At 72.0% G+C, this 25,599-nt stretch carries 20 protein-coding genes; 5 read left to right on the forward strand and 15 right to left on the reverse strand.

Going from position 1 to position 25,599, the window contains the following annotated elements; translation table 11 throughout:
* Positions 1-14 precede the first annotated feature (14 nt).
* Both nrdR and FK267_RS10410 read right to left on the reverse strand, forming a co-directional pair.
* Positions 15-470, reverse strand: coding sequence for a transcriptional regulator NrdR (gene nrdR / locus FK267_RS10405; protein WP_020991593.1), 456 nt, complete (start codon positions 468-470; stop codon positions 15-17).
* Between the two features lie 107 nt (positions 471-577).
* Entirely contained in the window at positions 578-1,327 is a 750-nt protein-coding gene (locus tag FK267_RS10410) for a LysM peptidoglycan-binding domain-containing protein (RefSeq protein ID WP_141407121.1), read from the reverse strand.
* Positions 1,328-1,540: 213 nt separating this feature from the next.
* On the opposite strand from FK267_RS10410, the gene lexA reads away from it, so the two are divergent.
* The gene (gene lexA, locus FK267_RS10415; protein WP_141407122.1) at positions 1,541-2,329 is read left to right on the forward strand and encodes a transcriptional repressor LexA; all 789 of its coding nucleotides are present in this window, start codon (positions 1,541-1,543) and stop codon (positions 2,327-2,329) included.
* A gap of 73 nt (positions 2,330-2,402) precedes the next feature.
* Here lexA and FK267_RS10420 read toward each other — a convergent pair whose 3' ends face one another.
* The 4 genes from FK267_RS10420 to FK267_RS10435 all read right to left on the reverse strand — a co-directional run bounded on the left by FK267_RS10420 (position 2,403) and on the right by FK267_RS10435 (position 8,744).
* Positions 2,403-3,404, reverse strand: a complete 1,002-nt coding sequence (locus tag FK267_RS10420) for an L-lactate dehydrogenase (RefSeq protein WP_075378235.1) — start codon at positions 3,402-3,404, stop codon at positions 2,403-2,405.
* Between the two features lie 118 nt (positions 3,405-3,522).
* The gene (locus tag FK267_RS10425; protein WP_373693146.1) at positions 3,523-5,487 is read right to left on the reverse strand and encodes an ATP-dependent DNA helicase; all 1,965 of its coding nucleotides are present in this window, start codon (positions 5,485-5,487) and stop codon (positions 3,523-3,525) included.
* Between the two features lie 104 nt (positions 5,488-5,591).
* Positions 5,592-7,223: a GTPase HflX gene (gene hflX, locus FK267_RS10430; RefSeq protein ID WP_141407124.1), complete on the reverse strand. Its 1,632-nt coding sequence runs from the start codon at positions 7,221-7,223 to the stop codon at positions 5,592-5,594.
* 147 nt (positions 7,224-7,370) lie between these two features.
* Positions 7,371-8,744 (reverse strand): MFS transporter, encoded by a 1,374-nt coding sequence (locus tag FK267_RS10435; protein WP_141407125.1) that lies wholly within the window; start codon positions 8,742-8,744, stop codon positions 7,371-7,373.
* 32 nt (positions 8,745-8,776) lie between these two features.
* Between FK267_RS10435 and FK267_RS10440 the strand changes: the two genes are divergently transcribed.
* Positions 8,777-9,385 (forward strand): class I SAM-dependent methyltransferase, encoded by a 609-nt coding sequence (locus FK267_RS10440; RefSeq protein ID WP_141407126.1) that lies wholly within the window; start codon positions 8,777-8,779, stop codon positions 9,383-9,385.
* Here the strand turns inward: FK267_RS10440 and FK267_RS10445 are convergent.
* The 7 genes from FK267_RS10445 to miaB all read right to left on the reverse strand — a co-directional run bounded on the left by FK267_RS10445 (position 9,360) and on the right by miaB (position 17,368).
* Positions 9,360-10,886 carry an MFS transporter gene (locus FK267_RS10445; RefSeq protein WP_141407127.1) on the reverse strand — a complete coding sequence of 509 codons (1,527 nt, stop codon included), beginning with the start codon at positions 10,884-10,886 and terminating at the stop codon, positions 9,360-9,362. The genes FK267_RS10440 and FK267_RS10445 overlap by 26 nt on opposite strands.
* A 28-nt stretch (positions 10,887-10,914) precedes the next feature.
* Positions 10,915-12,318 carry a branched-chain amino acid transport system II carrier protein gene (gene brnQ / locus FK267_RS10450; protein ID WP_141407128.1) on the reverse strand — a complete coding sequence of 468 codons (1,404 nt, stop codon included), beginning with the start codon at positions 12,316-12,318 and terminating at the stop codon, positions 10,915-10,917.
* 82 nt (positions 12,319-12,400) lie between these two features.
* Entirely contained in the window at positions 12,401-13,351 is a 951-nt protein-coding gene (locus FK267_RS10455; RefSeq protein WP_141407129.1) for a diaminopimelate epimerase, read from the reverse strand.
* 10 nt (positions 13,352-13,361) lie between these two features.
* On the reverse strand, positions 13,362-14,357 hold the full coding sequence (miaA, locus tag FK267_RS10460; protein WP_141407130.1) for a tRNA (adenosine(37)-N6)-dimethylallyltransferase MiaA: 996 nt from the start codon (positions 14,355-14,357) through the stop codon (positions 13,362-13,364).
* 5 nt (positions 14,358-14,362) lie between these two features.
* Entirely contained in the window at positions 14,363-15,151 is a 789-nt protein-coding gene (locus FK267_RS10465) for a type III secretion system chaperone family protein (RefSeq protein ID WP_141407131.1), read from the reverse strand.
* Entirely contained in the window at positions 15,151-15,621 is a 471-nt protein-coding gene (locus FK267_RS10470) for a YbjN domain-containing protein (RefSeq protein WP_004565218.1), read from the reverse strand. Before FK267_RS10470 ends, FK267_RS10465 begins: the two co-directional genes overlap by 1 nt.
* Positions 15,622-15,706: 85 nt before the next feature.
* The gene (gene miaB, locus FK267_RS10475; RefSeq protein WP_141407132.1) at positions 15,707-17,368 is read right to left on the reverse strand and encodes a tRNA (N6-isopentenyl adenosine(37)-C2)-methylthiotransferase MiaB; all 1,662 of its coding nucleotides are present in this window, start codon (positions 17,366-17,368) and stop codon (positions 15,707-15,709) included.
* A gap of 175 nt (positions 17,369-17,543) precedes the next feature.
* On the opposite strand from miaB, the gene gcvP reads away from it, so the two are divergent.
* From gcvP to gcvH, 3 genes are read left to right on the forward strand one after another with little or no spacing between them, the layout of a single operon-like run.
* Complete coding sequence (gene gcvP / locus FK267_RS10480; protein WP_141407133.1) at positions 17,544-20,465, forward strand: aminomethyl-transferring glycine dehydrogenase; 2,922 nt, start codon at positions 17,544-17,546, stop codon at positions 20,463-20,465.
* A 30-nt stretch (positions 20,466-20,495) separates the two neighbouring features.
* Positions 20,496-21,761 carry a glycine cleavage system aminomethyltransferase GcvT gene (locus FK267_RS10485; RefSeq protein WP_141407134.1) on the forward strand — a complete coding sequence of 422 codons (1,266 nt, stop codon included), beginning with the start codon at positions 20,496-20,498 and terminating at the stop codon, positions 21,759-21,761.
* Between the two features lie 45 nt (positions 21,762-21,806).
* Complete coding sequence (gcvH, locus tag FK267_RS10490; protein ID WP_060956458.1) at positions 21,807-22,193, forward strand: glycine cleavage system protein GcvH; 387 nt, start codon at positions 21,807-21,809, stop codon at positions 22,191-22,193.
* 4 nt (positions 22,194-22,197) lie between these two features.
* Here the strand turns inward: gcvH and FK267_RS10495 are convergent, their stop codons facing one another.
* Both FK267_RS10495 and FK267_RS10500 read right to left on the reverse strand, forming a co-directional pair.
* Positions 22,198-23,721, reverse strand: a complete 1,524-nt coding sequence (locus tag FK267_RS10495) for an NAD(P)/FAD-dependent oxidoreductase (RefSeq protein ID WP_141407135.1) — start codon at positions 23,719-23,721, stop codon at positions 22,198-22,200.
* Positions 23,722-23,819: 98 nt separating this feature from the next.
* The gene (locus FK267_RS10500; protein ID WP_141407136.1) at positions 23,820-25,547 is read right to left on the reverse strand and encodes a formate--tetrahydrofolate ligase; all 1,728 of its coding nucleotides are present in this window, start codon (positions 25,545-25,547) and stop codon (positions 23,820-23,822) included.
* Positions 25,548-25,599 lie beyond the last annotated feature (52 nt).

The raw sequence follows: 25,599 nt of genomic DNA on the forward strand, positions 1-25,599 counted from the left end.
GTCGGCCGGTGACGTCAGCAGGTCGCCTCGGCGCTGCGCAGTTCGGCGATGGCCTTCTCGAAGTCCTCCAGGGAGTCGAAGGAGGAGTAGACCGAGGCGAAGCGCAGGTAGGCGATCTGATCCAGCTCACGCAGGGGGCCCAGGATCGCCAGTCCGACGTCGTGGGAGTCGACGAGCGCCTGGCCTCCGGCGCGGATGGCCTCCTCAACCTGGTGCGCCAGGAGCGCGAGCTGATCGTCGGACACGGGGCGCCCCTGGCAGGCGCGCCTGACTCCGACCACGACCTTGTCCCGGCGGAAGGGCTCGACGACGCCGGAGCGCTTGCGGACCGACAGGCTGGCGGTCTCCAATGTGGTGAATCGGCGCCCGCACTGCTGACACTCACGGCGACGACGGATGGAGGTGCCGTCCTCAGCGGTCCGGGAGTCGACAACGCGCGAGCCGTCATGACGACAGAAGGGGCAGTGCACGCCTACAACCTCCGAACTCACTGGACTACGTGTCAGTCCATCGGAGAGTAAACGCCCGGCGGGCCGCCCCGCAAGCCCGCCTCACGGTGCGATCCGTGCACGAGTTCTCACGCCGCAGGGATCTCCAGCGTCTGCCCGGCACGGATGGTCGTTCCCTTCAGGTCATTGAGTTCGGCGATCTGGGCCACCATCCCCGGGACGTCCGCGGTCCCGCTCGCCTCGGCGATGTCCCACAGGGACTGACCGGGACGAACCACCGTGGTGGTGGTATCCGCCTGCACCTGCGCAACCGCCGTAGCGGGGCCCGCCCAGGCCATGCCCGCCAGGGCCCCGATGGCCAGTCCGCTGCATGCGAGCACGAGGGCCGCGGCGATGACCGCAAGACCGCCACGAAGAAGCCGCAGTCCACCTGGGGAGCGCACCTCCGTCTCCACCGCCTCCTGCGGGCGGGACGGGACGGGCTCCCCCTTGCCGGGACGCTGAGCGGCGCCGCCTCTCCGGCCCTCCTCCTGCAGGGCGCTACGTCGCAGCCCAGCGGCACGCACCGCCGGGTGCTGCGGGGCCAGCCTCTCCAGCTCCGAGCGACGACCCCGCAGTGCAGCAGGCGCCGCGGGGCGACGCATTGGCGGCGCTGCCGGCAGCGCCGCGACACGAGCGGATGCGACCCCGGGGCGCTGCGCGCCCTCGACACTACGCCCCACAGGAGCCTCGGGGACGAAGTCGTCAGTGACCAGCCTCAACCGAGGCCGACGGGAGGACTGCCCGCCGGCCCGGCCACTGGCCGGCCCGGCGACGGGCTCATCACTCCGAGCCCGAGAAGCCTGACGGGACGGGAGCGGGATGGCGATGGCACTCACGGCAACCTCCTGAACACATGTTCGACGAACGCTTGTTCGATACATTAGCGCCTGAGAGGCAACACGTCCAGCATGTCTTCGAACATGTGTTTGAATCGTGGTCGCGTCGCCGGTAGGCTGGTCATGTCCAAGACGATCACGGACCACCGACATCTATTCCGAGCCCTTGACGCCCCCGGGCCTGAGGGCCGTCCGGCAGGGAGGGCCAGGACCATGAGCACCACAGCACGCCAGGGCGACTCATCGACCCCGATGCCGCACGCCGGAGCCGGCGATGCTGAGCAGATCAGCGCAGCGGCGGTCACGGAGGTCATCAACGACCTCGACAAGCGCGCCCGCGCGGTCTATGAGGCCGTCCGCGCGGCCATCGCCACCCACGGCTACCCGCCCTCACTGCGTGAGATCGGTGAGCAGGTGGGCTTGACCAGCCCCTCCTCCGTCAAGCACCAGCTGGACAAGCTCGAGCGCCTGGGCCTGGTGCGCCGAGACCCGAATCGGCCTCGGGCGATGGAGGTCGTCTGCGCCGACAGCGCACCGAGCGGCCGCGCGGCCACCCCCGGCAGCGCTCACGTCACCTCACTTGACTCCCCCAGTGTCCCCGGCGTCGAGGACGGGGAGGCGGTCGCCGTTCCGCTGGTGGGAAGGATTGCCGCCGGTGCCCCGATCCTGGCGGAGCAGGAGGTCACCGATGTCATGGCCCTGCCTCGCCGCCTGACCGGCGAGGGCGAGCTCTTCATGCTGGAGGTGCACGGGGACTCGATGATCGAGGCCGCCATCTGTGACGGTGACTGGGTGGTGGTGCGCTCCCAGCCCGACGCGGCCAACGGTGAGATCGTGGCGGCCATGATCGAGGACGTCGACGGTGCCTCGGCCACGGTCAAGGTGCTCTCGCGACGCGACGGCCACCAGTGGCTGCTTCCCCGCAACTCCAGCTACGCCCCGATCGACGGAGACCGGGCCACGATCATGGGCAAGGTGGTGACGGTGCTGCGCGCCCTGTAGGCACGCCAGGCCCGCATGACGGAAGGACCGCCCCGTTGACCGGGGCGGTCCTTCCGCGTTTCAGACCAGTGGCTCAGTAGCCCAGGCCGCGCGCGACCTCGCGCAGGCGGTCGGCGGAGGCGGTCAGGCGCTCCTTCTCCTCGGGGGTCAGGGGCAGCTCGAGGCGACGCCCGGCGCCCTCACGTCCCACGATCGTGGGGACGGCCATGCACACGTCGGAGATGCCGTGCCAGTTGTCCAGCAGCGGGGAGATGGTGAGCACCCGCTGCTCGTCATTGAGGACGGCGCCGATGATGCGCTGCACGGCCAGGCCGACGGCGTAGTTGGTGGCGCCCTTACCCTCGATGATGCGGTAGGCGGAGCGGACCACGTCGTGGGCGATGCGCTCACGCTTGGACTCGTCGAACACGCCGCCGTCGAGGGTGGTGCCCCACTGGGTGATCGGCACACCGCCGATCTCGGTGGAGGACCACAGGGGCACCTCGGAGTCGCCGTGCTCACCGGCGATGTAGCCGTGGATGTTCTGGACGGCCGTGCCGGTCTCCAGGGAGATGAGGTACCGCATCCGGGCGGTGTCCAGCACCGTGCCGGAGCCGAAGACCTGGTTCTCGGGCAGACCGGTGATCTTCTTGGCGCAGTAGGTCACCACGTCCACCGGGTTGGCCACGAGGACGAAGATGGCGTTGGGAGCGACCTCGACCAGCTTGGGGAGGATCTTCTCCATGATGCCGACGGTGGCGCCAGCCAGCTCGAGGCGGGACTGGCCGGGCTTCTGCTTGGCGCCGGCGGTGATGGCGATGACGTCCGCGTCGCGGCAGATCTCGGGGTCGTCGGAGCCGGAGACGGAGCCGGCGGAGGTAAACTGGATTCCCTGGGCGATGTCGAGGGCCTCGGCCTCGACCTTCTCCTTGACGATGTCCTGCAGCACGACCTCGCGGGCAACGCCCTTGGTCACGCAGGCGTAGGCGAGGGTGGAGCCGACGGCCCCGGCACCGATGACAGCGACTTTGGAGGGGCGGCCGGAACGGTTGGTGGGGTAGGAGCCTTCAGCGGTAGTGGTGATGTGGTCTGACACGTTCTTCTCCTCAATGGGATCTGCTGGGCAGGACCGCAGGGGCGCGAGCACCCGCTCGCGCCAAGCCTACGTGCATATCCTCCCGAGGGGCACATACCCAAAGGCCCAGCCGACGGGTTCACTCCTCCCCCGGGGCATCGGAACGGAGAGCAAGACGCCTCAGAGCGGCACGGACTACATCGGGCTTCGTCGTCGGCCACAGGGCGGGCATGGAGCGGGTGAGGAAGCCCCCATAGCGCGCCGTGCGCAGACGCGAGTCCAGGACGGCGACGACGCCGCGGTCCTGGCTGCGGCGGATGAGACGCCCCGCCCCCTGGGCCAGGAGCAGGGCCGCGTGGGTGGCCGATACGCTCATGAAGCCATTGCCGCCGGAGGCCACGACGGCGTCGGTGCGGGCCTGGGCGACCGGGTCGTCGGGCCGGGGGAAGGGGATGCGGTCGATGACGACGAGGCGGCAGGTGCGCCCGGGCACGTCCACGCCCTGCCACAGCGAGAGGGTGCCCACCAGGCAGGCCGCCTCGTCCTCGGCGAAGGCCCGCACCAGGGTGGGCAGCTGGTCGTCGCCCTGGGCGTAGACGGGCAGGTCGGTGGCTCCGCGCAGCACCTCGGCGGCCTCTTGGGCGGCGCGCCGGGAGGAGAACAGGCCCAGCATGCCGCCTTCGGAGGCCTCGACCAGGGCGAGCATCTCATCCAGGGCCGCCTCGGAAATGCCGGAGCCGGGGCGGGGCAGGTGGGCGGCCACATAGAGGATGCCCTGACGGGGGTAGTCGAAGGGGGAGCCGACGTCGAGGCCTCTCCAGGGCTGCTCGGCCAGGGTCAGTCCCAGGGAGCGGGCCATGGGATCGAAGCTGTCCCCCAGGGCGAGGGTCGCCGACGTCATGACGCTGGCGCGGCCGTTGAGCAGGTGGCCGGCCACCGATCCGGCGACCTCGATGGGGGCCAGGAGGAGGCGTGGGGGCTCGGCGCCCATGCGGGGACGCTCGATCCAGGCCACGTCGCGTCCCTGGGCCACCGAGTCCGAGGTCATGCGGTCCAGGGCGTCGACCAGGTCCGCGACAGCGGTGCGGGCGACCGCCAGGCCCCCGGCGGCCTCGCTGGAGCGGTCGCGCCCCAGGGCGCGGGCCTGGTCGCGCACGTCGGAGGCGACCTGGCGGGCGGCGCCGTCCAGGAGCACGAGCGCGTCGTGCAGGGCGGTGGGCAGGGGCGCCTCCAGGCGGCCGTCGGGCAGCTCAGCCAGCGCGAGCTGGAGGGTCTGGCCCGCGGACTCCAGCTCGCTGACCAGCACGGAGGCGTGCTTGCGGGCGGTGGCGGCGGTGCGCGCCACGGCGGCCGCCGACAGGGCGATGGTGCCCTGGGAGCGGATGCGGTCGGCCAGCTCGTGGGCCTCGTCGACGATGAGGACCTGGTGGTCGGGCAGGACCCCGGGGTTGCCGGCCACGACCACGCCGAGCATGGCGTGGTTGGTCACCACGAGATCGGCCCGGGAGGCGGCGGCGCGCGCCAGCTCGGGGAAGCACTCGGACTTCAGGGGGCAGGACTGCCCCAGGCACTCGGCCCGCGAGACGGAGACCTGGGCCCAGGCACGCTGAAAGACGCCGGGGACGAGGTCGTCGCGGTCGCCGGTGTCCGTCCTGGCCGCCCACTCGCGCAGGCGGACCACCTGCTCGCCCAGGCTCGCGTCGCTCCCGTGCCCGGCGGCCGGCTGGGCGATGGCCTCCCCGACGCCGAAGAGGGCGGACTCGTCCTCCTCCTGCGGGTAGCCGCCGTCCAGCCGGTGCCGGCACAGGTAGTTCTGCCAGCCCTTGAGCAGGGCCACCTCGGGGCGGGTGCCGGTGACCTGCTCGACGGCGTCGGCTGCCAGGGGTGCGTCCTTGGTGAGGATCTGCCGTTGCAGGGCCAGGGTGGCGGTGGAGACCACGACCCGGGCCCCGGCCTGCACAGCGTGGACCATGGCGGGCACCAGGTAGCCCAGCGACTTTCCCGTCCCGGTGCCGGCCTGCACCAGCAGGTGGGTGCCGTCGGCCAGGGTCTGGGCGACCTCCCGGGCCATGGTGGTCTGCCCCTGGCGGGGGCTTCCTCCCATGGAACTCACCGCGGCGTCCAGGACGTCCAGGACCCGGCGGTCGCCGGCGCCATCAGTGTCAGGCCGCTCCGTCCGGCTCGGCTCGCTCGGGGTCACGGCGCCTCTCAGTCGACGGTGACGCCTGCGGCGGCGCCCTCGATCTCGGCCGCCAGGGCGGCGCCGACGCGCGCGACGACGTGAGTGCCCGACTCGACGTAGTCGACCGTGTCGATCTCGCCCTCGGCGTGGACCCGGGAGACGAGGTCCCCGCGGGAGTAGGGCACGACGACGTCGATGCTCACCTGCGGGTGGGGCAGCATCTGCTCGATGCGGGCGCGCAGCTCCTCGATCCCCTCCCCGGTGCGGGCCGAGACCGCGACCGCCCCGGGCAGGCCGGTGCGCAGCGCGGCCAGGGTGACGGCGTCGGCAAGGTCGGTCTTGTTCAGGACAATGAGCTCGGGCACGTCCAGGGCTCCGGGGATTTCGGACAGGACGGTGCGCACGGCCGCCACCTGGCTGAGGGGGTCGGGGTGGGCGGCATCGACGACGTGCAGCACGAGGTCGGCCCCGGCGACCTCCTCCAGGGTGGAGCGGAAGGCTTCGATAAGCTCGTGGGGCAGGTTGCGCACGAAACCGACGGTGTCGGTGAGGGTGTAGGTGCGTCCTTCGGAGGTCTCGGCCCGCCGGACGGTGGGGTCGAGGGTGGCGAACAGGGCGTCCTCAACCATGATGCCGGCCTCGGTGAGGCGGTTCATGAGGGAGGACTTGCCGGCGTTGGTGTAGCCGGCGATCGCCACCGAGGGGATGGCCCCGCGTCGGCGCGAGCCCCGTTTGGTCTCGCGTGAGGGCGCCATGGCCTGGATCTCGCGGCGCAGGCGGGCCATGCGCTGGCGGATGCGGCGCCGGTCGAGCTCGATCTTGGTCTCTCCGGGGCCGCGCGAGCCGATGCCCTGACCGGCGGCCACGCGGCCTCCGGCCTGTCGGGACATGGACTCGCCCCATCCGCGCAGGCGCGGCAGGAGGTACTCGAGCTGGGCGAGCTCGACCTGGGCCTTACCCTCACGGGACTTGGCGTGCTGGGCGAAGATGTCCAGGATGAGGGCGGTGCGGTCGACGACCTTGACGCCGACGACGTCCTCCAGGGCGCGGCGCTGGGAGGGGGCGAGCTCGCCGTCGACGATCACCGTGTCGGCTCCGGCCGCGGCCACGACGTCGGCCAGCTCGCGCGCCTTGCCGCTGCCCAGGTAGGTGGCGGGATCGGGGTGGTCTCGCTTCTGGATGAGGGCGTCGAGGACCTCGCTGCCGGCGGTCTGGGCCAGGGCGGCCAGCTCGCGCAGGGAGGTGTCGGCGTCCTGGGTGTCGCGCACCTGGCCGCTTCCGCCCGGTGCGCCGGTGGCCGGGCCGTGGGGCCGGGGCAGCTCCAGGCCGACCAGGACGACCTTCTCCAGGCGGACCTGTCGGTACTCGACCTCGCTGACGTCCTCCAGCTCGGTGGACAGGCCAGCCACACGGCGGCGGGCGGCGCGGGCCTCCCGCTCCAGGGCGCCGTCGTCGAGGCCGTCCTCGTAGCCATCAGCGTGCTCGTGCTGGGCGGCGGTGGAGGCCAGGGCGGTTCCGGTCCGGGACAGGACCCGGGCCACAACGTCATGGACGTCGTGAACGTCACGGACGTCACGGCCCTCATGGGCGTCGCGGGTGTCGCGCAAGTCTGCTGCGTCCTCGGGGGTGGAGGGGGTGGTGGAGTGGTGCTGGGTCACAAAATGTCCTTTGTCGTATGCCTGCGCCCCTCCGATGGGGCGCGATGGTTCTGGCGGGGAGCGGCGCCGGCCGCCGTTTCAGCGCATACGAAGGATCCACATGGGGGCGATGCTACTGCCCGCGGGCGCGCGAGGCCACCTGCGCGCTCAAGCGGCGCGTCGGGCCAGAAGCGGGGTGAGGAGGAGCCCCACGGCGAGCATGACGAGCGTCGGCCACAGCCGGTCCGTCTCGACACCGGCTGCCGTGGGGGCGACGAAGGCCGTGGCGGCCGTCCCCAGGACGGCACCGCCGGCCGCACCGGCGATCGTCACGGCGGTGGCGGCCTGGGCGTGGGTGATGCCGTCGGGCCGGGCGGGATCGGTGACGATTCGGTTCATGGTGTCCAGGTGGGTCAGGCCCATGCCGATGCTGGCCACGCCGTATCCCACGGGCAGCCCCCACCAGTGCGGTCGGCCCAGGACCGTGATCACCATCAGCGTGGCTCCGACCACGAAGAAGACCGCGGCCAGCGTAGTGCGGCGTCGGTAGGCCTCCGGTTCTCGCGCCGGGCGGGCCCCGCAGGCGATCGCGACGACCGACCAGCCGACGCCGCCGGCGGTCAGCGCCCAGCCGGTCTGGGTCGGGGTCATGCCCAAGACGTCGTGGGCGCTGGGGGCCACCAGGAAGTCCAGGGTCAGGAAGAAGGCGCACACCCACAGCAAGGTGGCGATGCCCGCGCGCCGGCCGGGTACCAGGCGCAGGGTCCCGGCCGGCAGGACGCGTGAGCAGGACCAGAGCACCAGGGCGGTGCCGATGGCGACGCCGGGCCAGAACCAGGGGTTGGAGGCGCGCAGCGCACCGATGAGCGCCACGCCCGCGGCCATAGCCAGGGCGGGCAGCCATGGCACCGCCTCGTCGCGCCCCGTCTCCTCATCCAGGCTGAGGTCGCGGATCTGGGTGGCCATGACGGCCCGGGCCGCGATGAGCACGGGCAGGTAGGCCACGAGGGCCCAGCGCCAGCCCCAGGAGGCGCTGACGCCGGAGGCGTAGACGGGGCCGGCCAGGGCCGCCACGACCCACATGCCCGAGCCCGCCGCCAGGCACAGTCGTCTCCAGGCATCGGGCAGGCCGGCAACCATGACCCCCATGGTCGCGGTCGCCAGAGCCCCGGCTGCCAGCCCCCGCAGGATCTCCCCGAGGACGTACACCCCCACGTTCGGGGCGAGGGCTCCGACGACGGCGCCGACCACCAGCAGGACGGTGAGCGCGGTCATGAGGCGGGCCGGCCGCCACCGGGTGAGCATGGCCCCGCCCAGCGGCATCGTGAGGAAGGCGGGGACCTGGGCCGCGGCGGTCACCAGACCGTAGGTGTTGCGGGCGCCCATCTCGGTGGCCAGCAGCGGCAGAACCGTCTGGTTGAGGTAGACCTGCATGCCCGCCAGCAGCTCGACGACGAGCACCGCCATCGCCAGGTGCCCCGCCCGCGAGCCCAGGAGCGCCCCGATCGACGGACTGCTCGAGGAGCTGGGCGGGGCGGTCATGCCCGTCAGAGTACGCGGGTAGCCTGACGGGTGTGAGCGAGCACTACTTCACCGCCTCCCCCGCCGTCGAGGCTGAGGAACGCACTCACCGGTTCTCGATCCGCGGCGTCGAGCACACGGTGGTCACGGCCTCGGGCGTCTTCAGCGCCGACCGCCTCGACAAGGGCACACAGGTCCTCCTCGACCACGTCGCCGATCCGCCCGAGACCGGGACCTTCCTCGACCTGGGATGCGGCTGGGGCCCGATCACGCTGGCCCTGGCCGGGGCCGCTCCGCAGGCGCGGGTCCTGGCCACTGATGTCAACGAGCGCTCCCTGGCCCTGACCGCTCGCAACGCCGCTGCCGCAGGCCTGGACAACGTGCGGACCGCCCCGGCCGACGCGCTGCTGGCCGAGCTGCGAGAGAGCTCCAGAACGGTGGACCTCATCTGGTCCAACCCACCGGTGCGCATCGGCAAGGAGGCCCTGCACGCCCTGCTGCTGGACTGGCTGGCGCTGCTGTCCAACGACGGCGAGGCCTGGCTGGTGGTGCTCAAGAACCTGGGAGCCGACTCCCTGGCGGCCTGGCTGAGGGACCAGGGCTGGGACGTGAGCCGAACGGCCTCCTCAAAGGGCTTCAGGGTCCTGCGGGTGCGCCGCTGACACGACGGCGGGGCGCCAGGCGCAGGTCGATGGCGGCAACCCCCGCGGCCACGGCGATGGTGGCCACGACGGCCAGCAGGCCGGCTTGAGCGGCAACCTCCCAGCCCGAGGAGTGCGAGACGCGGAAGGTCAGGCCCGTGATGACGGCGATGCCGATGGAGGCCCCGATGCGCTCACCGGTCTGGAGGATGCCGCCCGCGGCCCCGGCGTACTCCAGGGGGACGTCGGCCAGGGAGAGGGTCTGGTTCGGGGAGACCACGAGGCCCTGCCCCACTCCGAGCACCAGCAGCGTGAGAGTCAGCCACCAGGGGCTCCACCCCGCGCGCGCGTGCATGTACATGATGCCGATGCTCGCCAGCAGCCCCACCATGCCCAGCACCATGCCGCCGAGCACCATGACCCGTCCCACCCGGATCACCCGGCGGCCGGCGACGGCGGCAGTGATCGATCCCGCCAGGGCGGAGGGGACTCCGATGAGACCGCTGGCCAGGGCGGTGGATCCCAGGCCGGCCTGGACGTACTGGGCCACGATGATCCACACGCTGGTGTAGCCCAGGAAGTACACGGCGATGGCCAGGCTCCCGTAGGCGAAGGAGGGAATAGCCAGCAGACTGAGGTCCACCATGGGGGCACCGCCCCTGGCCCGGTAGCGCTTCTCCCAGGCCACCCAGGCGCCGATGACGCCGATGCCGGCGACCTCCAGGCCCCAGATCCAGGTGCCGGCCGAGGCCTCCATGAAGGGGATCATGATGAGCAGCGTGCCGACGGCGAGCAGCCCCATCCCCACCGGGTCGAGATCGACCCGGCCGCGGTGGGCGGCCCCGGCACCGGCACTCCCGGCGGCGTCAGGGCTGTCCGCCTGTTCCGTCTGACCTGTGTCGCTCCCCCGCTGCCAGGCGGAGGCCGGCAGGTAGCGGCGCGCGGCCCAGACGCCAGCCAGGGTGAGGGGGACGTTGATGAGGAAGGAGGCGCGCCAGCCCCAGTCGTCCCCGAGCCAGCCGATGAACCCGCCGCTGAGCACCGGCCCCAGCGCCACCGAGACCCCGATGACGGCGCCGAAGAGCCCGAAGGCGCGTCCTCGGGCCTCACCGGAGTAGTACTGCTGGATCATGCCGGTCACCTGCGGGTTGAGCAGCCCTGAGCCGATTCCCATGACGACCCGGGCCAGGTTGAGGGTGGCGACGTCGGGAGCCAGGCCAGAGGCGAGCGAACCGGCACCGAACAGGAGCATGCCGATGACGAAGAGCCGCCCCCGCCCCATGACGTCGCCGGCACGGCCGGCCGGGACCAGGACGACCCCGAAGACGAGGGCGTAACCGGAGACGACGAGCTGGAGCCCGGCGGTGCCGGCGCTCAGGCTGTGGGAGACCGCCGGCAGGATGACATTGACCGAGGAGACGGCCAGCAGCGTGACAAAGGCGGGGATGAGCAGTGTCGGCAGAAGCCGCTCATGGTTCGGAGGCGGCGTCTGGGCTGGGTCGCGGGGGCGAGTCGTGGGCACGTCGTGAGGCTATCGCGTGCCGGACCGCTCACAGCTGTGAGGCCGCGGCGTGCTCGACGTCCTGCTGGACCCGGCTGGGAGGCTCCCCGGGGGCGGGCGTGGACCAGGCTCCGGAGCGGATGTCCAGGAGGATGCCGATCCCCAGGGCGAGGAGTGCCGGAGGGATCCATCCGGTGGAGTCGCTCCACAGGCCGGTGCTGGCCAGCAGCCTGCTGGGGCCATCCCAACCGGCGGCGGTGATGGCCGGCACGGATCCGAGAATCCCGGCCGTGCTCACGCACCACAGGTAGGCGGCCTTGAGCCGTCCCGGTGCCACAGCGTCGACCAGGGTCACGGCGACCAGGGCGATGGCCAGGGGGTAGAGCAGGAACAGCAAGGGTCCCGCGATCTTGAGGATGGCGCTCAGGCCCAGGTTGGCCAGGGTGAAGGAAACGATCGCGCAGGCGGCGAGCTGCCGGTTGAAGGAGACGGCCGGCCAGGCGGTGTAGGCGTAGCCGGCCCAGGAGGCCATCAGGCCCACGGCGGTGGTCAGGCAGGCCAGGATGACGATGGCGGCGAAGATGACCACTCCCGAGGTCCCCAGCGTCGAGGAGGCCGCGTTGCGCAGCAGCGCGGTGCCGTCCTTGGTGTCGACGGTGATCTGCCCGCGGGTACGCGTCCCCAGGACGGCCAGGCCGACGTACACCAGCCCCAGGAGCACAGCGGCGATACCACCGGACAGGACCGTGCCGCGCACCAGGGCGCGGGGAGAGGTCAGGCCGCGTTCGCGCAGAGAGGTGATGACGACGATGCCGAAGACGGTGGCCGCCAGGACGTCCATGGTGAGGTAGCCCTGAGTCAGCCCATTGGTCAGAGGATCACTCGCGTAGGGCTCGATGGCCTCGCGCTCCACCCTGGGGGACATCGCGATGGTGACCCCGCACAGCAGGGCCAGTAGGGCCAGCAGGGCGGGAGTGAGCCAGCGCCCGACGCGGTCGGCCAGGCGGCTCGGGCTGCGGGCGATGCTGAAGGACACCCCCATGAACACCGTCACGTGCACCAGCAGGGCCAGGCGGGAGTCCTGAATTCCCAGCAGCTCGAGTACCGGGCGGGTCGCCAGCTCGTAGGCGACCGTGGTGACACGGGCGATGGCGTACAGCGGGCCGATCGCCAGGTAGACCGCCAGCGGCATGACGGTGCCGAATCGGGGTCCCACTCTGCGAGCCAGGCCCAGGATCCCCTCACCGGAGGTGGAGACGGCGACAACGGTGATGAGTGGCATGAGCACCCCGGTGGCGAGGAAGCCCACCATGACCGGAATGAAGGACCTGCCGGAGGCGGCCCCCAGCAGGGGCGGGAAGATGAGGTTGCCTGCCCCGAAGAACAGGGCGAAGAGCATCAGGCCGGTCGGCAGGATGGCGCCGACGGCGGTGCGTGTGGATGGCTGGCTCATAGTGGTGGTCGGTTTCTCTTCTCGGATGCGGCGTCGGTGCGACGTCCGGGAGCAGTGCGGATGGCGGCGGGGCTGAGGGGCCTCAGGCGACGGTGATCCGCCCGGTGATCGTGGCCGGGCCGGTCAGCAGCACGCTGCTGTCCTCACCCAGGGGGTCGGCGCCCACGTGGACCCCGATCTCTCCGCCGGGAACGAGCAGTCGGTAGTCCTCGGGAGCGCCCGGACCGGTCCAGGCGTGCAGGGCAACGGCGACGGCGCAGCACCCCGCTCCGTAGGAGAGGGACTCCCCCACACCGCGCTCCAGGACACGCATACGGGCGACACCCACCGAAGAGTGGGTGTCGGGGTCGGTCTCCTCCCCCAGCGGCACGACGAGCTCAAGATTGGTGCCGACCTCGGGGGCGGGCTCGTAGGCGACCGGGTCCGCGGAGTCGGTGAGCCCGGCGAAGGCGGCCGCCTCGAGCTCGCCCTCCTCCCCCAGGGCGACGACGGTGTGGGGGCCGGCGATCTCCACGCTCAGGGCGGCCCGCGGCCCGTCCAGGCCAGGGACGACGACGGCCGTGTCCCAGCCCTCGTCGTCGGCCTCCTCGGGGCTGGTCAGGCGGGCCGGCCCCATGTCCACGGTCCACAGCTCGCCCAGGCGGGTGATGGTGCGGGCCCCGCCGCGTGTGCCGATGGTGACCGACTCGCCGTCGGCGATGGGGCACAGCCCCTCACGGTCCAGGACGTGGGCGAACAGGCGTGCGGCGTTGCCGCACATCTCGGCCACGGTTCCGTCGGCGCGGTAGTAGTCCATGAACCACTCGGCCTCGGGCACGGAGGCGGCGAAGGCTCCGGCTCCGGGCAGGGCGGTGGTCCGTACGACGCGCACGAAGCCGTCGGCACCGATACCGCGGTGGCGGTCGCAGACCGCCGCGATGTCGGCGCCGCTGATGGCGACCTCGCAGCCGGGGTCGACCAGCATGAGGAAGTCGTTGAGGGTCGCGTGGCCCTTGATGAGCTCACGACCGCGAAGACCTGTCGAGTGCGGCATGGTCCCTAGCCTAAGCGACGCCACGACGCGTGCAGACGAGCTCCCATGCCTGCCGGGTCAACCGGGAGCGCTCGGAGTCGGTGCACTGCCCGGTCTCGGTGAGGGCGACGTCGATCCAGTGCAGCCGTGGGTCACGCCGGAACCACTTGATCTGGCGGGAGGCGAGCTGGCGGGTGGCCAGGGCGGTGGAGTCGACCGCCTCGGGCACACTCATGGTCCCGTCGATGACCGCGAGCGCCTGGGCGTAGCCGATGGCGCGCGGGGCGGTCTCCCCCTCCCGGATGCCCTGGTCGACGAGGGCCTCCACCTCCTCGACGAGGCCGCCGTCGAACATGGCGCGGGCCCGCTCGTTGATGCGCTGATCCAGGAGCCGGCGCTCGCAGCGCAGGGCGATGTGGACGGTGGGGGCGATGTCCTCGTAGCGGGGCAGGGAGGCGGAGAAGGGACGGCCGGTGATCTCGATGACCTCCAGGGCCCGCACGATCCTGCGGATGTTGGAGGCCTCCACGCGCTCGGCGGCGACCGGGTCGAGCCGGGCCAGCTCGGCGCGGAGGGCGGCGGTCCCCTCCCGCTCGGCGCGCTCACTCAGGCGGCTGCGGACGGCCGGGTCGGTGCCGGGGAAGTCGAGGTCGTCGGTCAGGGCCCGCACGTACAGGCCGGAGCCTCCGGCGATGATCGGCAGGTAGCCCCGTGACTCGACGGCGTCGATGTCGCCGCGGGCGCTGCGCTGGAAGGCCGCCACGGATGCCCGGTCTCTGACGGTGAGGACGTCGATCTGGTGGTGGGGGACGCGGGCCCTCTCGGCGGGGCTGGGTTTGGCGGTGCCGATGTCCATGCCGCGGTAGAGCAGGGAGGCGTCGGCGTTGATGATCTCGGCGCGGGTCGCCGGCTCGTCGGCTCGTATCTTCTCGGCGAGGTCGAGGGCCAGGGCCGACTTGCCGGTGGCGGTGGGGCCCACGACGACGAGTCTGGGCAGGCAGGGGGCGCTGGCAGCCTTGGGGCTCATGGGGCTCAGATCTCCGGCAGGAGAGGACCCACGAGGCTGAGCGCCTGGGTGCAGGCGGACAACGCCGTGTCCAGGTGGAGACGCAGCTGGGCATCGGTAGCCCCGGCGGACAGGTCGGTGAGGTAGGTGGCGCGCACCAGCGGACCGATGGGGGTGTCGATGACGCCGACGGTGGGGAAGAACTTGTCCCGGTTCCAGTCGTTGACGCTGGCAGCGATCTCGTCCCTCTGGGAGGCGGGGGCTGCCTCCTCCCAGTCCCCGGAGACCAGGAGCCAGCCGTCATGCCCCTCAGGGATCTCGATGACGAAGGGGAAGGAGTCCCAGGTTCCCAGGAGACAAGGGTGCTCGCGGTCCTCGGTCAGCTGGACGTTGTACTCCATCGGGCCGGTGAGCATGGACTCGATCCGGGCCAGGGTCAGCCCCTGGGGCTCCTCGTCGGCCGGCTCCAGGTCCGAAGAGCGGCCGGCGCCTTGTCCTCCCGCTGCCGGCTCCTCCTCCGACCGGCCCGATGTGCTCGACCAGCTGCGTGAGGCGTCCAGGGTCTGCGCCGACGCAGTTGTCCTGGCCGGCTCCGATGTGCCGCCGGAGTCGGCCGGGGTGGTTGAGTCGGCTGACTCGCCTGAGGCTGAGGGTTCCACGTGACCTGTGACGTACGGCGAGATGGGCGGGACCTCGTCGGGCCCGGCGTGGGAGTCGCCCGGCCGGCTGCTGCGCTGACGGTCCAGCGCCCGCACGTCCCACTCCTTGCCCAGGAGGCGCGCGATGAAGTCGGTGAGGCGTTGCAGTCTGGGCATCACGGCTCCAGGCTTCCGCGCAGCTCGTCGGGGAACTGCTCCTCGGCCTCGTGCATGAGGGCGACGATAAGCCGGCAGCCGCCGAAGACGAAGTCCTCGAGCTGTCGGTCCGTCATTCCCGCCTCGAGGGGGTAGGTGTACTCACCGTGAAGACGCACGACTCCGCCGTCGGCGACGGTGAGGTAGGCCTTGGGGCCGATGCGGGTGGTGTTCCAGTCCTCGACCAGGGCACGCAACTGAGTCAGGTGCTCAGTGTCGGCGATGCGGTGCCAGATTCCGCGCATCTGGACGGCCCTGGTGTCCTGGAAGATGGCGTGGACGGTGACGTAGCGCCAGGGGATGCCAATGTCGCCCTCGTCGTCGATGAAGTAGCGCAGTCCCAGTCGTTTGACGCACTCGTGGATACGGTCGACGTCCACGGGCCTGGGGACCGTGGCGGCGGCAGCAGAGCTGGCGTCGAAGCTGGGCATGCTTCCCAGCCTAGCGGGGCCTGCGGGGTGCTCCCCAGCGCAGCCCGGCCCGCTCCACCGTCAGCGCAATCAGCCGTGGTCCGCCTCAGGCCGGTGCGCCCACGCGGAGGGTGGGCAGGCCCAGGCTCACCGGGGCGGTGTCGGGCTCGGGCGTGGCGCAGGCCTCGGCCTGGCGGCGCTCCCAGGCGTCTCCGGCGCGGGTGCGTCGCACCTGGAACAGGGCGGGGCCGTCGTCGAGCCAGAGGCGGTCGCCGGGCTTGAGGGCCTCGTTGGCGGCCGCGGCGCGCGGGTCCAGCTCGCGTCCGCAGCGGGCGGAGTCGGCGATGAGGTTGTGAGGGGCGCCGTGGGTGACGCGCACGGTGACCATGTCGCCGGGGCGCGGGGCCCCGCCGGCGTAGTCGTCCTCGGCCAGGTCCTCGGGCAGGGCGACGTGGACGAGGCGGTTGTCGGCGGCACGACCGGAGATGCGGGCGGTGACCGCATCCCGGCGCCCCTCGCCCTCGGCGACGAGCACCTCCACGACGCGCCCCTCCTGGCGCTCGTTCTCCTCGTGGGCGATGCGGCGCACGAGCGCGTCGAGCCGCCGGTAACGGTCCTTGACGACCTCGGTGGGGACCTGGTCGTCGCGGTCGGCGGCGGGAGTGCCCGGGCGCGGGGAGTACTCGAAGGTGTAGGCCGAGGCGAAGCGGGCCTGCTCGACGACGTCGAGGGTGGCCTGGAAGTCCTCCTCGGTCTCGCCGGGGAAGCCGACGATGATGTCGGTGGTGATGGCGGCCTCGGGCATGACGGCGCGGACCTTGTCCAGGATGCCCAGGAAGCGCTGGGTGCGGTAGGAGCGGCGCATGGCGCGCAGCACCCGGTCCGAGCCGGACTGCAGGGGCATGTGCAGGCTGGGCATGACGGCCTCGGTGGTGGCCATGGCGTCGATGACGTCGTCGGTGAAGGCGGCGGGGTGGGGGCTGGTGAAGCGCACGCGCTCGATGCCCTCGACTGAGCCGGCCGCCCGCAGCAGCTTGGCGAAGGCGCCGCGGTCCCCGAAGCCGACCCCGTAGGAGTTGACGTTCTGCCCCAGGAGGGTCACCTCGATGGCGCCCTGCGCGGCGACGGCCTCGACCTCGGCCAGGACGTCGCCGGGGCGGCGGTCGCGCTGCTTGCCGCGCAGGGAGGGCACGATGCAGAAGGTGCAGGTGTTGTTGCAGCCCACGGCGATGGAGACCCAGGCGGCGTAGGAGGACTCGCGGCGGGTGGGCAGGGTGGAGGGGAAGACCTTGAGGGACTCCTCGAGCTCGACGGCGGCCGCGGAGTTGTGCCGGGCGCGCTCGAGCAGGGCGGGCAGGACGTCGAGGTTGTGGGTGCCGAAGACGACGTCGACCCAGGGGGCCCGCTCGACGATCCCCTCCCCCATCTGCTGGGCCAGGCACCCGGCCACGGCGATCTGCATGCCGGGGCGCTCGCGCTTGACGGCGGCGAGCTGGCCCAGGTTGCCGAAGAGCCGGGTGGCGGCGTTCTCACGCACCGAACAGGTGTTGATGATGACGACGTCGGCCCCGCCGTCACCGGCGTCGGTGGCGCGGGCGGCGGCCTCGGGCACGTCCTCGACGCGCAGGTAGCCGGCCCTCTCCAGCAGTCCCGCCATGTGCTCGGAGTCGTGGACGTTCATCTGGCAGCCGAGCGTGCGCACGTGGTAGGTACGCGGCAGGCCGCCTCGGGCGTCGAGAACGGGGGCGGAGGTGGTCAGCGTGGTCATCGCCGAGCAGTGTAGGTGGCGGCGGGGCCCCGCCCCAGCCCTGGCGCAGTGTCGTGACCAGATGCACGGCTGACGGTCCTCGACCTGTGCCTCACGGAGCGCCGCTTCCATTCTGCTGCGCGGATGCGGACTCCTTCACTAGGATGTGACGCGCCACACGATGAGAGGGAGGGCTATGACGGCGCCCCACACACCCCCGCGCTTCCTGGACCGGCACCTGGGCACGACGGGAGCGGACCTGGACACGGTCCTGACCAGCATCGGTGCTCGGAGCCTGGAGGACCTGGCCGTCCGGGTGGTTCCCACCACCCTGCCCGTCCTCGACCCCCCGCAGCAGCCCGAGCGACCCGATGCCGTCGTCGGCGGGCTGAGCGAGGATGAGGCCGTCGGCGCGCTCAGGTCCCTGGCCGCCCTCAACGACCCGCACACCGAGATGATCGGGCGCGGCTACCACCCCACCATCACCCCCGCCGTCATCGTGCGCGACGTCCTGTCCAATCCCGCTTGGACCACCGCCTACACCCCCTACCAGGCGGAGATCAGCCAGGGGCGCCTGGAGGCCCAGCTGCTGTTCCAGACCGTCGTGGCCGATCTCACCGGCCTGCCGGTGGCCTGCACCTCCCTGCTGGACGAGGCCACGGCCGTGGCCGAGGCCGTCCTGCTCATGGCGCGCGCGCACCGCGGCCCCGACGCCCCCGTGCTCCTCGACTCCGGCCTGCACCCCCAGCTCATCGAGGTGGCCTCGGCCCGGGCCGAGGCCCTGGGCATCGACGTCAAGGTCGCCTGCCTCTCCACGATCACCGACGACGGCGCGCCCCTGACCGGGGCGGTCCTCGCCCACACCACCAGCCGCGGACTCGTCCAGGACCTCGCCGGTGCCATCGCGGCCGTCCACGCCCGCGGCGGCCTGGTGGCAGTCGATGCCGACCCGCTGGCCCTGACGCTGCTGACCGAGCCGGGCGCCGTCGGCGCGGACATCGCCGTCGGTACCGCGCAGCGCCTGGGGGTGCCCCTGTTCTTCGGAGGCCCCCACCCGGGCTTCATGTCCGTCACCGAGGCGCTGCGGCGCCAGCTGCCGGGACGCGTCGTCGGCGTCTCCCGGGACACCGAGGGCCGTGAGGCCTACCGCCTGGCCCTGCAGACCCGCGAGCAGCACATTCGCCGGGAGAAGGCCACCTCGAATATCTGCACCGCGCAGGCCCTGCTGGCGGTCGTCGCGGCCTTCTACGCGGTCTACCACGGTCCCGAGGGCCTGGTGTCCATCGCCGAGCACGTGCACCGCCGGGCCGAGCACCTGGCCGTCGGCGCCTGCGCGCTCGGGCTCGGCCTCGAGCACGAGGAGTTCTTCGACACGGTGAGCGTGCGCCTGCCCGGCGCCGCCCGCCGGGCCATCGAGCGTGCTGAGGCGCTGGGCTACAACCTGCGCCTGCTCGATGCCGACCACGTGGGCGTGAGTGTCAACGAGACCACCACCGATGACGACGTCACCACGGTCCTGCGGGCGCTCGCCGACGCCCTGCCCCGCGCCGCGCAGGATCCCGCCCCGGGCACCGACGGCGCCCCCCGGTTCCCTCTGCCCGCGTCACTGGCGCGCACGAGCACCTTCCTGACCCACCCGAGCTTCCACCGCCACCGCAGCGAGACCGCCCTCGTGCGCTACATCCGGCGGCTGGCGGACCGCGACCTCGCCCTCGACCGGACGATGATCCCGCTGGGCTCGTGCACCCTCAAGCTCAACGCGGCCGCGCAGTCGGCCGTGTGGCTCAGCCCAGGGCTCGCCGGCATCCACCCCTACGCCCCCACGTCCCAGACGCGCGGCTGGCGCCTGCTGCTGGACGGTCTCGCCGACCGGCTGGCGCGGCTGACCGGCTACGACCGGTGCAGCCTGCAGCCGGCCTCCGGCGCCCAGGGCGAGCTCGCCGGCCTGCTGGCGGTGCGCGGCTACCTCCGGGCCACCGGGCAGCAGCAACGCGACCTCGTCCTGGTACCCGCCAGCGCCCACGGCACGAACGCCGCCTCGGCCGCCGGCGCCGGCTTCAGCGTCACGGTGGTCGCCACCGCCGAGGACGGATCCATCGACGTCGACCATCTGCGCGAGCTCCTGGCCGAGTACGGTCAGCGCGTCGCGGCCATCATGCTCACGTACCCGTCCACCCACGGCGTCTTCGAGCCGCAGGTCACTGAGGTCACCGCCCTCGTCCACGACGCCGGTGGCCAGGTCTACATCGACGGCGCCAACCTCAACGCCCTCACGGGGCTGCTGCGCCCGGGTGACCTCGGTGGCGATGTGTCCCACCTCAACCTGCACAAGACCTTCGCCATCCCTCACGGCGGCGGCGGTCCGGGCGTGGGCCCCGTCGTCGTCAAGGAGCACCTGGCCCCCTACCTTCCGGCCGGCCCCGCCGGATCGGCCCTCCCGACGGACGAGGACCATGACCGGGGCTTCGGCGGAGCAGCGGCCATGGGGGCCCGCTTCGGCTCGGCGGGGGTCATGCCGCTGGCCTGGACGTACCTGGCCACGCTCACCGACGCCGATCTGCGCCGGGCCACCCTCACGGCGCTGGCCCACGCGAGCTACCTCTCGCAGGCGCTCGCCGACGTCTTCCCCACCCTGTACACCCACCGCGGGCACGTGGCGCACGAGTGCGTCCTCGACCTGCGTGCGCTCACCGCCGCCACCGGCGTGACCGCCGAGGACGTGGCCAAGAGGCTCATCGACTACGGGTTCCACGCGCCGACCCTCTCCTTCCCCGTGGCCGGCACGCTCATGGTCGAGCCCACCGAGTCCGAGCCCCTGGCAGAGCTGGACCGCTTCATCGCGGCCATGCGCTCGATCCGTGCCGAGATCGACGAGGTCGCCTCAGGGGCCGTGGCGCTGGAGGACTCAGTGCTGCGCCGCTCGCCGCACACGCTGGCGGCCGTCACGGCCGAGCCCTGGCAGCGGCCCTACTCGCGCGCCACCGCGGCCTTCCCACTGGCGGGCATGGAGACGGACAAGTACTTCCCCCCGGTCTCGCGGGTGGACAACGCGTGGGGCGACCGCCACCTGATGTGCACCTGCCCGCCACCCGATGCCTTCGAGGCGCACGAGGCCTGAGCCGAGACCACGTCTGACGAGGAGACAGCGATGAGCAAGCACACCGAGACCAGCGCAGCCGTCCTGCGCACCACGCCCCTGCACCGCGTGCACACGGCCCTGGGCGCGTCCTTCACCGACTTCGGCGGCTGGCAGATGCCGTTGCGCTACACCTCTGACCTGGCCGAGCACCACGCGGTGCGCCGCAGCGCGGGGATCTTCGACCTGTCCCACATGGGTGAGGTCAAGGTCGCCGGCCCCGAGGCGGGGGCCGCCCTGGACCACGCGCTCGTGGGGGCCCTGTCGGCCGTGGCGGTGGGGCGCGCCCGCTACACGATGATCGTCTCGCCCTCCGGCGGGGTCATCGACGACCTCATCGTCTACCACGTGGGCGACGAGGAGTACCTCGTGGTGCCCAACGCCGGCAACCGCGAGCGCGTCGCCGCCGAGCTGGTCGCCCGTTGCGCGGGCTTCGACTGCGCGGTCGAGGACATCTCTCTGCGCACCTGCCTCATCGCCGTCCAGGGGCCGCGGGCGCAGGAGGTGCTCGTCGGCGTCGTCGAGTCCGGTGCCGCCATGCCCGGCGCCCTCAGGCCCCTTGAGGGCTCGGAGGAGGAAGACTGCGGACCGGATGTGCTGTGCGGTCCCACGCTCTTGGAGCGCCTGCGCTTCTACGCTGCCGTCAGGGCGACGGCGGCGGGGCACTCGGTGCTGCTGGCCCGTACCGGCTACACGGGTGAGGACGGCTTCGAGCTGTTCTGCGGCGCGGAGGACGCCGTGGACCTGTGGACGGTCATCACCAGCGCCGCGGCGGCCCTGGAGCCCACCGTCATCGACGGCGAGCCGGTGCCGGCGCTGACCCCCTGCGGGCTGGCGGCGCGCGACTCCCTGCGACTGGAGGCCGGGATGCCCTTGTACGGGCACGAGCTCCACGAGGGGATGACGCCCTACGACGCCGGCCTGGGCATGGTGGTGCGGCTCAACAAGGGCGACTTCATCGGACGTGACGCCCTGGCCGCCCGGGCCGAGCAGGAGGGCACCGAGGGAACCTCGGTGCTGGTTCCCCTGATCGCTGAGGGGCGGCGTGCGGCCCGGGCCGGTGCGCCGGTGCTGGGCGACGACGGCGAGGTGCTCGGTACCGTGACCTCCGGCCTGCTGTCACCCACCCTGGGTCACCCCGTGGCCCTGGCGCTCCTGCGTCCCTGGCGTGAGGACGCCCCCGCCTGGCCCGTGGGCACGGCGCTCGTCGCTGACGTGCGCGGCAGGCCGCTGGAGGTCACGGTCGTCGACTCCCCCTTCTACAAGCGGACCCGATAAGGCGTCCCGCACCACCCACCACCTCCTGACAGGAAGGACCCCATCATGGCCCAGAGCGTGCGCGCTCACCTGCGCTACAGCATCGACCACGAGTGGCTGGAGGACGGTGAGCCCGCACGCGTGGGCATCACCACCGTCGCCGCCGACGCCCTCGGTGAGGTCGTCTTCGTCGACCTGCCCGAGGTCGGCGCCCAGGTCGAGGCGGGCGAGCCCTGCGGCGAGCTCGAATCGACCAAGTCCGTCTCGGACCTCGTCTCGCCCGTGAGCGGCACCGTCGTCGCCGTCAACGAGGCGGTCGTCGACGAGCCGGGCACCATCAACGAGGACCCCTACGGTGCCGGCTGGCTGTTCACGGTGACGGTCAGCGCTGAGGGAGATCTGCTCAGCGCCCAGGACTACGCAGACAAGTTCGACGCCGTCGTCGACGGCTGAGCACTCAGGACCCGCTGTCGGCGGCCTTGCGGCGGGCAGCGAGGTCGGCGTCGTGACGGGCCGCCGTGGCAAAGGCCGCGCCGGGCTCGGCGATGGAGCCGAAGGAGGCCAGGTCGCGACGGAAGACGACGGCGGCCAGCCAGTCCATCATGATGCGCACCTTCCGGTTGAGGGTCGGCATCGCGTAGACGTGATAGCCGCGGTGAGCGGTCCAGGCGGTGAAGCCGCGCAGGTCCCGGCCCATGATGCGGGCGACGCCCTTGCCGATGCCCAGGGAGGCCACGGTGCCCAAGTTCGCGTGCGCGTAGGACTTCAGAGGCACACCGTTCTCGTCCCCGGCGGCGAGGACGGCCACGAGGTTGTCGGCCAGCAGCTTGGCCTGACGCACCGCGTGCTGGGCGGTGGGGGCGCAAGTGGCCTCGGGGTCCTCGGAGGTCAGGTCAGGAACGGCGGCGCAGTCGCCGGCGGCCCAGGCTCCCTCGACCGGCGCGCCGTCGCGCGCCACCTGGAGGGTGGGCAGCGCGGTGACACGGCCGCGGGCATCGATGGGCAGGTCGGAGGCGGTCTGCAGCACCGGGGCGGCCTTGACGCCGGCGGTCCACACGATGGTGTCGGCGTCGAACTCGGTGCCGTCGGACAGGACGACGTGGCCGTCGACGCAGGAGCTGAGGAAGGTGTTGAGCCGCACGTCGATGCCACGCTCGCGCAGCTGCTGGAGCCCGTAGCCGGAGAGCTCCTCGGTGAGCTCGGGCAGGATGCGGCGCGAGCCCTCGACGAGGACGAAGCGGACGTCGCGCTGCTCGATGGAAGGGATAGTGCGCACGGTCGCGCGTGCCATGTCCTCCAGCTCGGCAATGGCCTCGACGCCCGCGAAGCCTCCTCCGACGAAGACGAAGGTGAGCAGGCGCCTGCGGCGCTCGGTGTCCCAGGTGGAGGCGGCGTCCTCGATGCGGGTGAGGACCCGGTTGCGCAGGGCGGTAGCCTCCTCGACCTGCTTGAAGCCCATGGCCTGCTCCGCCAGGCCGGGAATCGGCAGGGTGCGGGCCTCAGCGCCCAGGGCGATGACGAGGTGGTCATAGGTCAGGGTGTAGGGCTCGACCCGCTCGTGCGTGGACTGAGGGGTCGGGGGACGCACGGTGACGGTGCGGCCCGCGTGGTCGATGGCGGTGACGGCGCCGGTGATGATGGTGACGCCGTCGAGGTTACGGCGGTGGGGGGCGACGACGTGGCGCGGCTGGATGGAGCCGGCCGCGACCTCCGGCAGGAAGGGCTGGTAGGTCATGTAGGCGCGCGAGTCGATGATGGCGATCTCGACCTGGTCGAGGTTGAGCTGGGCGCGAAGGGCCCGGGCGACACAGAAGCCGACGTAGCCGCCACCGGCGATGACGACGCGGGGCGGACGGCGACTGCCCGTGCCGGCGGCGACGTCGGGGACGTCGTGGCGGGCCGGACGTACGGCCAGTGCGAGGGCGGCTCCGGCGGCCAGGAGGCCGGCGGTCGACAGGGCAATGGTGGTGCGACGACTCATGGGCACAATCTAAGGGTGCCCTTAGTCCGGCACCACGTTGGGACCTAGTTCCTAGGCATGGTTCCCGTCACAGTGGGTTCTCGGGGGCCCGTGCGTCGTCAGCGCAGCCCCACGATCTGGCCGGTGTCGAGGTCGACGTCGATGCGCTCGGCGGCGGGCCGGCTCGGCAGCCCCGGCATGGTCGACAGGCTGCCGCAGATCGCGTAGACGTAGCCGGCCCCCGCGGCCAGGCGCACCTCGCGCACCGGCAGGCGCCACCCGGTGGGCACGCCCTTGCGGCCGGGTTCAGCGGACAGGGACAGCGGGGTCTTGGCGACGATGACGGGCAGGTGGCCGAAGCCTGCCTGCTCGTAGGCTTCCAGCAGTCTGCTCGCGGCGGGGGTGTAGTCCACGCCGTCGGCGCCGTAGAGGTCGGCGAGCTTGGAGATCTTGGTGCGCAGGTCGTCCTGCGGCTCGTAGGCGGGTCGGCTGCTGGCCGGCTCTCCCGCCTCCTGGCAGGCCTCGACGACGGCTCCGGCCAGGTCGAGGCAGCCCTCGCCTCCCCTGGTGACGGGGTGGCAGACCGCGACCCGGGCTCCGGCGTCACCGGCGATACGCGTCACCTCCTCGATCTCGGCATCGTGGTCGGTGGGGAAGACGTTGACGGCCACGACCGGGGTGATGCCGAAGCCCCGCACGATCTGCAGGTGCTTGAGCAGGTTGGCGGCGCCGTCGCGCACGTCATCGACGTTCTCCTGGAGCATCTCCTCGGGCAGGTCCTTGCCGCTGACGAGGCGGTGGCGTCCGCTGTGGGCCTTGAGCGCCCTGATGGTGACCACGACGACGGCGACGCTCGGGTGCATCCCGGAGACGGCGCACTTGAGGTCGATGAAGCGCTCCAGGCCCATGTCGGATCCGAAGCCGGCCTCGGTGAGGATGTAGCCGCCGTCGCGAGCTCCTGCCGCGGCGACGCGGTCGGCGATGACCGAGGAGCATCCGGTGGCGATGTTGCCGAAGGGGCCGGTGTGGACCAGGACTGGGGTGCCCTCGCCGGTGCGCAGGAGATTGGGCTCGAGCGCGTCGCGCAGGACGGCACACATGGCCCCGGCCGCCTTGAGGTCCTCGGCGCTGATCCACTCGCCGCTGCGGCTTCGGCCGATAACGATGCGCCCCAGGCGCCTGCGCAGGTCGGCCAGGTCCGTGGCCAGCGACATGATGACCATGAGCTCGCTGGCCGGGGTGATGTCGAAGGAGGCCTGCCGGGTGACTCCATCGATCTTGGCCCCCAGGCCGGAGACGATATGGCGTAGGGCGCGGTCGTTGACGTCCAGCACCCGGGGCCAGGTGATGGTGCGCTCGTCAATGTCGAGCTCATTGCCGTGGTGCAGGTGGTTGTCGATCATCGCCGACAGGAGGTTGTGGGCGGCGGTGATGGCGTGGAAGTCGCCGGTCAGGTGCAGGTTCATCCGCTCTGCCGGCAGGATGCGGGCGCCACCGGATCCTCCGGCTCCGCCCTTGATGCCGAAGGTGGGGCCCATGGCCGACTGGCGCAGGGTGAGAACCGCCTGCTCTCCCAGGCGAGCGAGCCCCTGGGCCAGTCCGATGGCCGTGGTGGTCTTGCCCTCCCCGAAAGGCGTCGGCGTGATCGCAGTGACGACGACGTAGCGAGAGGTACTCGCCCCACCGCCGCTCACGTGCTGGCTGGATTCCAGCGCCCGCAGGTCGATCTTGGCCACATCGCGGCCATAGGGAATGACGTGCTCAGCAGCTATTCCCGCTGATGCCGCCAGCGCGTGGAGGTCGATCGGAGCGTCTGAGCCGTCAGTGGCCGCAATCACCTGGGTCATGGACGAAGCCTAGTCGGCCGGCACACAGGCCTCAGGCTCTTGACGCCCCACA

This window comes from Actinomyces oris, from assembly GCF_006546825.1.
Classification (GTDB): domain Bacteria; phylum Actinomycetota; class Actinomycetes; order Actinomycetales; family Actinomycetaceae; genus Actinomyces; species Actinomyces oris.